The organism is Actinomadura sp. NPDC048032, from assembly GCF_040653175.1.
Taxonomy (GTDB): domain Bacteria; phylum Actinomycetota; class Actinomycetes; order Streptosporangiales; family Streptosporangiaceae; genus Spirillospora; species Spirillospora verrucosospora.
The window spans coordinates 1-11,843 of record NZ_JBEZJP010000138.1 but is presented as its reverse complement, the minus strand read 5'-3'; the positions used below and the strand labels follow the sequence as shown (position 1 = coordinate 11,843).

The 11,843-nt window shown below is 72.9% G+C and carries 9 protein-coding genes and 1 riboswitch; of the genes, 1 reads left to right on the top strand and 8 read right to left on the bottom strand.

Features of this window, described 5'->3' with window-relative positions; all coding sequences use genetic code 11:
• The 5 genes from AB0C69_RS19740 to metH all read right to left on the bottom strand — a co-directional run.
• Positions 1–884: hypothetical protein (locus AB0C69_RS19740; RefSeq protein WP_360355395.1), on the bottom strand; the 884-nt coding region annotated here is incomplete at its 3' end.
• A gap of 74 nt (positions 885–958) precedes the next feature.
• Positions 959–2,008 (bottom strand): SRPBCC family protein, encoded by a 1,050-nt coding sequence (locus AB0C69_RS19735; protein WP_360355392.1) that lies wholly within the window; start codon positions 2,006–2,008, stop codon positions 959–961.
• A 161-nt stretch (positions 2,009–2,169) separates the two neighbouring features.
• The gene (locus AB0C69_RS19730) at positions 2,170–2,832 is read right to left on the bottom strand and encodes a formylglycine-generating enzyme family protein (RefSeq protein ID WP_360355390.1); all 663 of its coding nucleotides are present in this window, start codon (positions 2,830–2,832) and stop codon (positions 2,170–2,172) included.
• Positions 2,833–2,864: 32 nt separating this feature from the next.
• Positions 2,865–4,181, bottom strand: coding sequence for a HEAT repeat domain-containing protein (locus AB0C69_RS19725; protein ID WP_360355387.1), 1,317 nt, complete (start codon positions 4,179–4,181; stop codon positions 2,865–2,867).
• Positions 4,182–4,249: 68 nt separating this feature from the next.
• Positions 4,250–7,855 carry a methionine synthase gene (gene metH / locus AB0C69_RS19720; protein WP_360355384.1) on the bottom strand — a complete coding sequence of 1,202 codons (3,606 nt, stop codon included), beginning with the start codon at positions 7,853–7,855 and terminating at the stop codon, positions 4,250–4,252.
• 23 nt (positions 7,856–7,878) lie between these two features.
• Positions 7,879–7,959: riboswitch (S-adenosyl-L-homocysteine riboswitch) on the bottom strand.
• Between the two features lie 67 nt (positions 7,960–8,026).
• On the opposite strand from metH, the gene AB0C69_RS19715 reads away from it, so the two are divergent.
• Positions 8,027–8,656, top strand: coding sequence for a uridine kinase (locus tag AB0C69_RS19715; protein WP_360355381.1), 630 nt, complete (start codon positions 8,027–8,029; stop codon positions 8,654–8,656).
• Here the strand turns inward: AB0C69_RS19715 and AB0C69_RS19710 are convergent.
• The 3 genes from AB0C69_RS19710 to AB0C69_RS19700 all read right to left on the bottom strand — a co-directional run bounded on the left by AB0C69_RS19710 (position 8,653) and on the right by AB0C69_RS19700 (position 11,677).
• Positions 8,653–9,042 carry a DUF6221 family protein gene (locus AB0C69_RS19710; RefSeq protein WP_360355378.1) on the bottom strand — a complete coding sequence of 130 codons (390 nt, stop codon included), beginning with the start codon at positions 9,040–9,042 and terminating at the stop codon, positions 8,653–8,655. The genes AB0C69_RS19715 and AB0C69_RS19710 overlap by 4 nt on opposite strands.
• Before the next feature lie 49 nt (positions 9,043–9,091).
• On the bottom strand, positions 9,092–10,345 hold the full coding sequence (locus tag AB0C69_RS19705; protein ID WP_360355375.1) for a lipase family protein: 1,254 nt from the start codon (positions 10,343–10,345) through the stop codon (positions 9,092–9,094).
• An 84-nt stretch (positions 10,346–10,429) separates the two neighbouring features.
• A complete protein-coding gene (locus AB0C69_RS19700) occupies positions 10,430–11,677 on the bottom strand; it encodes a glycosyltransferase (protein WP_360355372.1) in 1,248 nt (415 codons plus the stop codon).
• Between the last annotated feature and the right edge of the window lie 166 nt (positions 11,678–11,843).

The window sequence follows — 11,843 nt, the reverse complement described above, 5'->3', positions numbered from 1 at the left end:
CCCGCCTCGCCGACGCCCTCGCCCGCGCCCTGGCCCACTTGTTCGGCGGCTCGGCCCGCGCCCTTGCCCGCCTCGCCGACGCCCTCGCCCGCGCCCTGGCCCACTTGTTCGGCGGCTCGGCCCGCGCCCTTGCCCGCCTCGCCGACGCCCTCGCCCGCGCCTTCGCCCACGTGCTCGGCCGCTCGGCCGGTGCCCTTGCCAACCTGGCTGACGCCCTCGCCCGCGCCTCGGCCGACCTGGCTGACGCCTTCGCCCGCGCCCTTGCCGACCTCGCTGACGCCTTCGCCCGCGCCCTTGCCGACTTCCTTGACCGCGCCGCCCGCGCCCTCGCCGACGTCCTTCACCGCGCCGCCCGCGCCCTCGCCGACGCTCTCGACGGCGCCGCCGGCTCCGCGGCCGACGTCCTCCACGGCGCCCCGGGCGCCCTTGCCGACCTCGCCCACGGCGCTGCCGGTGCCGGAGCCGATGTCGCTCACGGCCGACTCCAGTCCGCGTCCGATGTGCTGGAGGATCTCCGGGTTGCGGTCCAGGGTGGTCAGGACGCGGTCGACGATGATGGCGACGTTGTCCAGCCGGACCTGGAGCTCGGCCTCCGCCTCGACGCCCTTGATCTCCAGTTTGACCCTGCCGAGGTACACGTCCGCGCCGACGTTCAGCTTGAGCAGGTCGAGGACCTCGGCGACGAGCGAGACGTGCGCCTCCAGGTTCTCGACCTCCAGCGAGATCTCCTCGACCTTGACCTGCGGGACGTCGAGATGGACGTCCGGGCCCTCCGCGGGCTGCGCCCGCCGGTCCGGCTGGATGGTCTTTCCGGTCAGGCCCTCCGAGTCATCGCGGGACTCGTTCCGCTCGCGATCAGGCTTGCCGGACGCGTCGTCGCTCATCGTTCCCCCCGATGCTCGATCCTGGTCCCGGGGACGTCCTTCCCCCTCAGCCCCGCCTTCCACCAGCGAAGACATCAGGCACGGGCGCTTTCTGGCTCTTTCTCCTCCTGCTTCGCCCCGGACTCCTCCTCGTCCTCCTGCTTCGCCTCCGGCTCCTCGCCTTCCTGCTTCGCCTCCGGCTCGTTCTCGCCTTCCTGCTTCTCCTTCTCCTCGTGCTGCTTCGCCTCCGGCTCCTCCTTCTCACCCTCCTCGCGGTCCTTGGCCTCCTGCTCCTCCTTGAGGGCGTCCTCGTGGGTCTTGACGACCTCGCCGTCGCGGATCTCGCCGCGCCAGCCCTCGACCTCTTCCTGCTCCAGCAGCGTCTTGGTCATCATGTGGCGCTTGATGTGCTTGAAGTCCAGGCGGAGGCGGCGGCCCTGGGCGCGCCACATGTTCGCCGTCTTCTCGAAGAACCCGTCCGGGTGGTACTCGGCCACCAGCAGGACCCGGGTCATGGACGGCGCCAGCTCGTGGAACGTCACCGCGCCGTCGACGTAGCCCTTGGGGCCCTTGGACTTCCAGACGATCCGCTCGTCGGGGACCTGCTCGATGATCGTCGATTCCCAGGTGCGGTGGGACAGGAAGATCTGCGCCCGCCAGTTGATCTTCTCGTCGGACTCCTGCTCGACGCTCTCGACCTTCTTGGTGAAGCTCGGGTAGTCGGCGAACTGCGTCCACTGGTCGTAGGCGACGCGGCGGGGCAGCCCCACGTCGAACTCCTCGAGGATGTTGGTGACCTTCATCTTGCCCTGGCCACCGCCCTTGCCCTTGCCCCCTCCTCCGGGGAGGGCGTCCTTGACCTTGCCCTTCACCATCTCCTTCGCCCCGGCGGCGCCCGCGCTGAGGCCCGCCTTGAGGGGCGACTCACCCTCGGCGATCTTCTGCGCGCCCTTGACCGCCGCCTTCCCGGCGGCACCCCCGCCGTTCCCGCCGTCCAGCCGCTCGGTCAGGCCCTCGATCTGGCCGCTCGCCTTCTCCAGCGCCCGCACCATGAGCGCCTGAGCCAGGGCGCGGCCGGCGTCCTTGAGCTGCTCGACGGGGAGCTCCTGGGCCTTGCTGCCGTTCCCCGTGCCCGCTTCCGCCATGATCAGCCTTCGCTTCCTTGCCGATTTCCCCTGACCCTGACGACATAGCCTGAGGATTAGGGACTAAAACGGCAAAAGCGCCACTGGCCTGCAAAAACGAATGATCTACTCGCCGTTTGCACGCGCGCGGGAGGCCCTTTCCGCCGCCCCTCCGCCCGCCGTCAGCGGACGGCGGAACGCGCCACGCGCAGGCCCACGTCGTCGATCCGGAACGTCGGGTGGCTGCGGCGCCGCACCGACGCCCGGCAGCTCCAGTGCTCGTCGGACCAACCGCCGCCTCGGAGCACCCGGTAGGCGCCGTAGACCTCGGCGTCGTAGAGGTCCCAGCACCATTCCCAGACGTTGCCCAGCATGTCGTAGAGGCCCCACGCGTTGGGCCGCTTGCCGCCCACGTCGTGGACGTGCTCCCCGGCGTTGGCGCGGTACCAGGCGATCTCGTCGAGCGGGCCGTACCGCGGGCCGGTCGTGCCGGCGCGGCAGGCGTGCTCCCATTCGGCCTCGGTCGGCAGCCGGTAGCCGTCGGCGGAGGCGTCCCACTCGGCGCCCTCGCCATCGGCGTCGAGCCGGTACGCGGGCGCCAGCCCCTCACACCGGGACAGGGCGTTGCAGAATTCCACCGCGTCCGACCACGAGACGCACTCGACGGGCAGCAGGTCTCCCCGGGCGGTGCTCGGCCGTCGACCGGCGACCCGCGCGTACTGCGCCTGGGTGACCGGGTACGCCGCCAGCCGGTACGGCGCGAGGTCGACCGGCCAGCTGCGCCGCGTCCGCCGGTCCGACAGCGTCACCGTCCCCGCGGGGACGGCGACCATCTCGATCTCCATCTCGGCAGGTGATCCTACCGGCGCCCGCCCGGTCAGATCTCCAGCGCGCCCGGGGGGTGGCCGTGGCGGCGGCCGCAGGAGGTCAGCGCCAGGGCGGCGTGCCCCTGGACGGACGTCTCCGGGCCCAGAGCGGACGGGTCGACCGAGGCGCGGGCCGCGAAGCTCGTGGCGTGGCACTCGTCGGGGATGCCGAGGTCCTCCTTGACCTGGAAGTACCGGGCCTGGAAGGCGGCGCTGTCGTTGACCTCGACACCGTCGAAGGCGTCGTCGGGGAAGGCGTCGTCGTGGGGGAGGACGTAGCCGTCCTCGGCGGGGTGGGAGCCGATCTGGTCGTCCGGCTCGAAGACGTCGTAGTAGCGGACGAGGCCGCCGTCCTCGGCGACGCACCAGGCCGTCCACTCGTCGCCGCAGCTCGCGCCGTACCAGTGGGCCGCGCCGAACCGGCGGCTCAGGTCGCGGCAGCGGTCCTGGACCGCGGCGGCGTCGATGCCGTCCTCGTGGTCGGGGAAGGGGTCGCCGAAGACGAGGGTCCAGCCGTCCAGGCGTGGGGTGACGTAGACGCGGCGGCAGGAGCGGTGGTCACCGCCCCAGACGTGGTGGTCCTGGTTCCAGGCGGACGCGCCGAGCCGCATCGTGACCGGCTCGGGATCGGAGAGGCCGAAGGCGTCGAGGACGGCGTCCCGGTCGCCGGTGGGGACGGCGTACCAGGTGCCGCACAGGTGCATGGGCTCGGGCGTCTCGGTGGCGAGCTTGGACCGGATCAGCCGCCGGACGAGGGCCAGGTCGCGGTCGTCGAGCGCGGACGGGCCGCCGACCGCGGCGAGGACCTCCAGGGCGCGGCGGCGGACGGCGCCCCGGGAGCGGCGGAGCCGGCGCAGGTGCGGGACGACGCCCGGGCCGATCTCCCCGATGGCCCAGGCGACGCGTTGCCGGACGTCGGGGTCGGGGTCGTCCAGGCGGGCGAGCAGAGCGGGGGCGTGCGGGAGGGCCGCCTCCCCCTTGAGCTGCAGGACGTAGGCGGTGTTCGCGCGGACCTTGGGGCTCGGGTGGCTCAGGCCGGGGAGGAAGGCCGCCAGATCTTCGATCCGCAGGCCGCAGTGGGCCCAGCCGCAGCGGCGGGAGACCTCGTCGGTGGGCGCCGCCGCCATGGCCTCGACCAGGGGGTCGAGGGCGGGAAGGCCGATGCGCCGCAGGATGGTGGCGCCGGTGGTCCAGGCGACCGGGGAGTCCTCGTCGCACAGGACGGCCAGGACGGGTCGGACGGCGGGCTCTCCGGCGGCCACGAGGGCGTCGGCCGCGGCCCTGCTCTCGGGCCCGGCCAACTGGTCGATCAGTGCCTGTATCTCCACGCGAGCATGATCCCACCGCCCGGTGACATCCACGGTCCCGTGGACGCCGCCGGGCAGTGGCCGAACCGTCAGGACGGGTCGTAGGCGAGGTTGGGGGCGAGCCAGCGCTCGACCTCCGCGACGGGGAGCTCGCAGCGGCGGGCGTAGTCCTCGATCTGGTCCCTGCCGACGCGCCCGACCGTGAAGTAGCGCGACGCCGGGTGGGCGAAGATCAGGCCGCTGACGCTGGCGGCCGGGGCCATCGCGTACGACTCGGTGAGCTTCATGCCGAGGCGGCCCGCGTCCAGCAGGTCGAACAGGGTCTGCTTGAGGCTGTGGTCGGGGCTCGCCGGGTAGCCGAGAGCGGGGCGGATGCCGCGGAACCGCTCGGCGTGCAGGTCCTCCAGGGCGGGGTCGGCGTCCGGCTCGAACCAGGCGCGGCGGGCCTCCAGGTGGACGTACTCGGCGAACGCCTCGGCGAGGCGGTCCGCGAGGGCCTTCACCATGATCGACTTGTAGTCGTCGTTGTCGTGCTCGTACTTCGCGGCGAGGTCCTCGGCGCCGAGGATCGTCACCGCGAAGCCGCCGAGGTGGTCGCCGGACGGGGCGACGTAGTCGGCGAGGCAGCGGTTGGGGCGCCCCGTGGGCTTGGACGTCTGCTGGCGCAGCATCGGGAAGCGCGCGGCGCCGGGCAGGACGATGTCGTCGCCGTCGGAGTGCGCGGGCCAGAAGCCGTAGGCGCCGTGGGCCTCGAACGAGCCGTCGGCGATGATCTGGTCGAGCAGCTCGTTGCCCTCGTCGAACAGCTCACGCGCGACGGGCTGGTCGAGGATCGCCGGGTACTTGCCCTTCAGCTCCCAGGCCAGGAAGAAGAACTGCCAGTCGATCATCTCGCGGATCGCGGAGATCTCGGGGCGGACGATCCGCACGCCGGTGAAGTCGGGCGCCGGCAGGTCGCCGAAGTCGACCCGCTCCCGGTTCTCGCGGGCCTGCTCGACGGTGAGCAGGGGACGGCGCTGCTTCTTCTCGTGCTGCTCGCGGAGCCGGGCCTGCTCCTCGCGGTTGGCGGCGTCCAGGGCCGCGGCGCGCTTGTCGTCGAGCAGGTCGGAGACGACGCCGACGACGCGGGAGGCGTCCAGGACGTGCACGGTCGTCGCGTCGTAGGCGGGGGCGATCTTCACGGCGGTGTGCTGCCGGGACGTGGTGGCGCCGCCGATCAGCAGCGGCAGCCGCATGCCGCGGCGCTCCATCTCGGCGGCCACGGAGACCATCTCGTCCAGGGACGGGGTGATCAGCCCGGACAGCCCGACGGCGTCGGCGCCCTCCTGGACGGCGGTCTCCAGGATCTTGGCGGCGGGGACCATGACGCCGAGGTCGATGACGTCGTAGTTGTTGCAGCCGAGGACGACGCCGACGATGTTCTTGCCGATGTCGTGCACGTCGCCCTTGACCGTCGCGAGGACGATCTTGCCCTGGCCGCGGTCGCTCTGGACGCGGCCGGCGGCCAGCGCCTCCTGCTTCTCCTTCTCCATGAAGGGCTCCAGGTAGGCGACCGACCGCTTCATCACGCGGGCGCTCTTGACCACCTGGGGGAGGAACATCTTGCCGGAGCCGAACAGGTCGCCGACGACCTTCATGCCGTCCATCAGCGGGCCCTCGATGACGTCGAGGGGGCGCTCGGCCTCCTGGCGGGCCTCCTCGGTGTCGTCCTCGATGAAGTCGATGATGCCGTGCACGAGGGCGTGGGAGAGGCGCGCTGCGACCGGCGCGTCCCGCCAGGACAGGTCGACCTCCCGCTTCGTCCGCTCGCCCTTGACGTTCTCGGCGAACGCCACGAGCCGGTCGGTGGCGTCGGGGCGGCGGTCGAACAGCACGTCCTCGACCAGTTCGAGCAGGTCGGCGGGGATGTCCTCGTAGACGGCGAGCTGCCCGGCGTTGACGATGCCCATGTCGAGGCCGGCCCGGACCGCGTGGAACAGGAACGCCGAGTGCATCGCCTCGCGGACGACGTCGTTGCCCCGGAAGGAGAACGACAGGTTGGAGATGCCGCCGCTGGTGCGGGCGCCCGGGCAGCGCTCCTTGATGAGGGGCAGCGCGTCGATGAACGCCTTGGCGTAGCCGTTGTGCTCGGAGATGCCGGTCGCGACGGCGAGGACGTTCGGGTCGAAGATGATGTCCTCGGCGGGGAAGCCGACCTCCTGCGTGAGCAGGTCGTAGGCGCGGGCGCAGATCGAGACCTTGCGCTCGGTGGTGTCGGCCTGGCCCGTCTCGTCGAAGGCCATGACGACGACGCCGGCGCCGAAGTCGCGGATGCGGCGGGCCTGCTCCAGGAACGGGCCCTCGCCCTCCTTGAGGCTGATGGAGTTGACGACGCCCTTGCCCTGGACGGTCTTCAGCCCCGCCTCCAGCACGCTCCACCGCGAGCTGTCGACCATGATCGGGATGCGGGCGACCTCGGGCTCGGTGGCGATGAGGTTGAGGAAGGTCGTCATCTCCCGCTCGCTGTCGAGCAGGTCGGCGTCCATGTTGACGTCGAGCAGGTTCGCGCCGCCGCGCACCTGGTCGAGCGCCACGTCCACGGCGGCCTGGTGGTCGCCCGCCTCGATGAGCTTGCGGAACTTCTTGGAGCCGGTGACGTTGGTGCGCTCGCCGATCATCACGAAGCCGGTGTCGGCGCCGATCGCGAACGGCTCCAGGCCGCTGAACCGGCTCGCCGCGCCGGGCCGGACGACCTCGCGGGAGCCGACGCCCCGCACCGCCTCGGCGATCCTGGCGATGTGCTCGGGGCCCGTCCCGCAGCAGCCGCCGACGGCGTTGACCATGCCGGACGCGGCGAACTCGCCGACCTTGCGGGCGGTCTCCTCCGGGGTCTCGTCGTAGCCGCCGAAGGCGTTCGGCAGGCCCGCGTTCGGGTGGCAGGCGGTGTAGGTGCCGGCCAGGCGCGCCAGCTCCTCCACGTGGGGGCGCATCTCGTCGGCGCCGAGCGAGCAGTTCACGCCCACGACCAGCGGCTCGGCGTGCTCGATCGACTGCCAGAACGCCTCGACGGTCTGCCCGGACAGCGTCCGGCCGGACAGGTCGACGATGGTCACCGAGATCCACAGCGGCAGGTGCGGGGCGACCTCGCGGGCCGCGGCGATCGCGGCCTTCGCGTTCAGCGTGTCGAAGATCGTCTCGATCAGGAGCAGGTCGACGCCGCCCTCGGCGAGCGCGCCGATCTGCTCGGCGTAGGCGTCCTTGACCTGGTCGAACGTGACGGCGCGGTAGGCCGGGTCGTCGACCCGCGGGGACAGCGAGAGCGTGACGTTCAGCGGGCCGATGGAGCCGGCGACGTAGCGCCCGCCGAACTCGTCGGCGGCCTGCCGGGCCAGCCGGGCGCCCTGCACGTTCATCTCGCGGACCAGGCTCTCCAGGCCGTAGTCGGCCTGCCCGATGCCGGTCGCGGTGAAGGTGTTGGTGGTCGTGATGTCGGCGCCGGCCCGCAGGTACTGCCGGTGGACGTCCAGGATCACGTCGGGGCGGGTCAGGTTCAGCAGGTCGGGGTCGCCGGTGACGTCCTTGGGGTGGTCGTCGCCGATGAGGTCGCCGCGGTAGTCGGCGGGGGTCAGGCCCGCGCCCTGGAGCATCGTGCCCCACGCGCCGTCCAGCACCGCGATCCGCTGCTCAAGAAGTTCGCGCAATGGAGTCTGAGTCATTGTTTTCGAGCACCTCCCATGGAATCTGGGAGGCGCCCTTGCGGAATCAGGTGTCACGGGCCGAGCGTGGCGGGCTCTCGCCCGTTGCAGCGCCTCTCGGCCCGGTACCGAGATTACATTCCGAGAGGCCGGTGTGTCAGGCGCGCCCGGGGTTGCGGGCAGGATGAGGTGATGCGCGCACGACCGATCTCGCCGTCTCTGGTGGTCGAGGAGCTGGCCGACCGGATCGCGGCGCTCGGGACCGGCTCCTGGTCGCGGGTGGCGATCGACGGGGCGCCGCCCGCGGCGCCTTCGGATCTGGCCGACGCCCTCGTCTCGCCCCTGCGCGCTCGGGGGCGGGACGTCGTGAGGGTGTCCGCGCGCGGCTTCCTGCGGCCGGCGTCCCTGCGCTACGAGCACGGGCGGGACGACCCCGACCTCTTCTACGACGAGTGGCTCGACGTGGGCGGGCTCGTCCGGGAGGTGCTGGGGCTGCTCGAGCCGTCCGGCACGGGGAGGGTCCTGCCCAGCCTGTGGGACGCGGCGCTCGACCGGGCGACGAGGGCGGACTACGTGAGCGTCCGGCCCGGCGGGGTCCTGCTGCTGGACGGCTCGCTGCTGCTCGGGCGGGGGCTGCCGTTCGAGCTCGCCGTCCACCTGTCCCTGTCGCGCGGGGCGCTGGCGCGCCGGACGGCCGGCGACGAGGCGTGGACGCTTCCCGCCTACGCGCGCTACGACTCCGAGGTCGAGCCGGTGCGGACCGCCGACGTCGCCCTGAAGGTGGACGACCCGGGCCACCCCGCGCTGGTCACCGACGCCTAGGGCCGCCATTCCTCCCGGTAGGCGGGGTGGTGGGCGTAGGGCAGGGCGAGGAGGCGCAGGACCGTCTCGCGGACGGCCTGCGCCGCGTCGAGCTCGGGGGTGCGGTGGCCCTGGCCGAGGATCCAGGACTGCTTCTCGTAGTCGTCGACGATCTGGCGCTTGGCGGACGCTTCGGCGAGCGCGCGGGCCGGGTCGTGGCGCGCGATGTGCTCGGCGTACGCGCCGTTCTCCGCCGTCGCGACGAAGGCGGGAGCGTCCGTGCCGGGATCGCCGGCGGCGGTGCTGACCGTGCCGGAGGGGGCCGCCTTCCAGGGGGCGCCGGAGCAGGCGCGGGCCATTTGCTCGTCCCTGTCCAGCCGTGCGCGGAGGAACTCCACCAGATCCATAGGGCCATCCTGCCCCCTGCGGAGCGGGACGGCCCTATGGCTCAGGGGTTCAGGCGGCACAGTTGCCGGTGACCGGCCTGCCCGCGAAGCGGTCGCCGAGGAACGCCATCGCGTCGGGCTCGCTCCAGAGCATGCCGGTGGCGTGCTCGGCGAAGGTGTAGGTCTTCCAGGTGACGTTGGCGCCCTTCGCGCACCACGCCTTGTGGAGGGTGTCGGCCTGACCGGCGGGGATGATCTCGTCGTAGACGGCCTGCGTCTGGAGCACCGGCGCGCTCGGGGCGGTGGAGCCGAGCTTGTTGGCGTCCAGGCGCCGCTGCCACTCGGGCGTGGCCAGCGGGTCGCTGGTCGTGTAGTCGCTGATGTGCTTGAACGCCGTCTGCACGACCGTGAGGGGCCCGTCGAAGCTGACCAGGCACATGTCCTGGGCCTTCGCCAGCAGTTCGCGACCGTTGTCGTTGAGGTACTTGGCCAGGTCGAGTTCGGGGTAGGCGGCGTCGTAGCCGACGGCGGCCATGAACATGAGCGCGACGAACGGGGAGCCGTCCAGGCTCTTGGCGACGGCTTGCAGGTCCGCCGGGACGCCGCCCGCGAACACGCCCTTGATCGCCAGCTCGGGGGCGTAGGTGCCCGCCAGCTCCGCCGCCCAGCCCGCGCTGGTGCCGCCCTGCGAGTAGCCCCAGAGGCCGACCGGCGAGCCGCCGAGCCCGGCGTCCGGGAGGCGCTGCGCGGCGCGGGCGACGTTCAGCAGGGCCCGGCCCTGCGAGCCGCCGACCTCGTAGGTGTGCTGACCCGGGGTGCCGAGCCCCTCCATGTCGGTCACGGCGACGGCCCAGCCGCGGCTGAGCGCGTCGGCGATGAACAGCTCCTCGTAGTCCATGCCCTGGGTGAGGGTGTAGGACGGGGCGCAGGCGTCGCCGAGTCCGCGCGTCCCGACGGCGTAGGACACGAGCGGCCTCTTGCCCTCGCCCGTCCACTCCTTGGTGGGGACGAGGACCATGCCCGAGACGGCGGTCGGCTGCCCCTGCACCGTCTCCGACCGGTACAGCACCTGCCAGGACCGGACGCCCGCGTACGGCGAGTGGCCGACCGGGTCGACGGTGAACACCGCGGGCCGCGACCGGATGACGTCACCGGGCGCGCCCGCCGGGAGCGGGGAGGGCGGCTGGTAGAACGGGTCCTCGGCCGGGGGCTTGGCGTCCTGCGGCGCCGCGGCGGCGGTGCCCTGCAGGGCCGCCGCCGTCATGGCGAGGCCGAGGCACGACGCCAGCGCGGCGCGCACGACCCGGCGAACGGTGAGGGACATGGCGGGTAACCCTTCGACGTGGCGGCGGAGTCGTCGCCGCTGCCGCCGGCGTGACGGCCACCCGACAGTAACGTAATTGGACACTTACTCCAATGTGGCGCGGGACGCATCGCCGGCACCGGATTTGTGCCGTCCTGACAAAGTCCGCCCTGACGGAGCCCCCTCCGGCGCGGTCCGCCCCTTCCAGGCGCCGCCCCGGCCGGCGCGGTGCCTGCGGGCGGAGTCGAGCGTCATCGCCGCGTACAGCAGGGCGACGAGCGGCAGGGCCGGGGCGCGCAGCGGCGACAGGCCGTAGAAGCGCAGCATCGGCGCATAGGTGGCCGCCATGAGCGCCCACGCGAGCCCACCCGCCGCGAGGGCGGGCTCGCCGGCGCCGGCCGGGCCCGCGACCAGGCCCGCGCCCGTCGCGACGGGCGGCACCGCGTAGAGGAGCAGCAGGCCGGCGACGGTCGCGGCGAGCAGGACGGGCGAGTAGCGCAGCTGGTGGTAGGCGCTGCGGGCGATCATCGCCCAGAGGTCGGCGAGGCGCGGGTAGGGGCGGCGGCTGACGACGGCGCGGCTGAGATCGAGGCGGCAGCGCCCGCCCGCGCGCTTGAGCAGCCGTCCCAGCGCCACGTCGTCGATCAGCGCGTCGCGGATCCGGTCGAGGCCCCCCGCCCCGGTGAGGGCGGCCCGGCGCACGAGCATGCAGCCGCCCGCGGCCGCGGCCGTGCGCGCCCCGTCGCGGCCGACGCGGCGGAACGGGTACAGCTGGGCGAAGAAGTAGACGAAGGCGGGGACGACCACCCGCTCCCAGCCCGTGCGGGTGCTGAGCGTCGCCATCTGCGACAGCAGGTCGCGGCGTCCCGCCACCGCGGCGCGCACGAGCGCGTCCACGGCGCCGGGGGCGTAGGCGATGTCGGCGTCGGTGAAGAGCAGGAAGCCGGGTTCGCCCGCCGCCCGGACGCCCTCCGCCATCGCCCAGACCTTGCCCGCCCACCCCTCCGGCCGCTCCCTCGCGGGCACGATCGTCAGGGCCGGGTCGCCGTCCGCCAGGGCGGCGGCCGTCCCGGCGGTGCCGTCGCTGCTCGCGTCGTCGACCAGGACCACGCGGAAGGCGCCCGGGTACCGCTGGGCGAGCAGGGTCGGGAGCGTCTCCGGGAGGACGGCGGCCTCGTCACGGGCCGGGACGACGGCCACGACCTCGGGCCATTCGTCCGGTTCCGGCGCGTCGGGCAGCCCCGGTCCCGTCCGCCAGAAGCCGCCGTGCGCGAACGCCAGGTACAGCCATCCGGCCAGCGCCGCCACCGCCAGGACGCCCACGACCATCACGTCCGCAGCCTCGCACCGCACCGGCTCTCCGTCCATCGACGGCGTCCCGCGGGCGTGGCGGGCCGAGCGCTAAAGTCACGCGGATGGACGGTGTCCTCAAGAAAGGCGATGTCCCTGGAAAAGGCGATCTCCTCTGGAAGGGCGATGTCCTCTGGAAGGCCGCCGACAAGCTGCGCGGATCCGTCGA

Bases quoted from the DNA above. Each gene is read 5' to 3' on its own strand.
- AB0C69_RS19735 (WP_360355392.1), bottom strand. From the start codon at position 2,008: ATGGCGGAAGCGGGCACGGGGAACGGCAGCAAGGCCCAGGAGCTCCCC.
- AB0C69_RS19730 (WP_360355390.1), bottom strand. From the start codon at position 2,832: ATGGAGATCGAGATGGTCGCCGTCCCCGCGGGGACGGTGACGCTGTCG.
- metH (WP_360355384.1), bottom strand. From the start codon at position 7,855: ATGACTCAGACTCCATTGCGCGAACTTCTTGAGCAGCGGATCGCGGTG.
- AB0C69_RS19715 (WP_360355381.1), top strand. From the start codon at position 8,027: ATGCGCGCACGACCGATCTCGCCGTCTCTGGTGGTCGAGGAGCTGGCC.
- AB0C69_RS19710 (WP_360355378.1), bottom strand. From the start codon at position 9,042: ATGGATCTGGTGGAGTTCCTCCGCGCACGGCTGGACAGGGACGAGCAA.
- AB0C69_RS19705 (WP_360355375.1), bottom strand. From the start codon at position 10,345: ATGTCCCTCACCGTTCGCCGGGTCGTGCGCGCCGCGCTGGCGTCGTGC.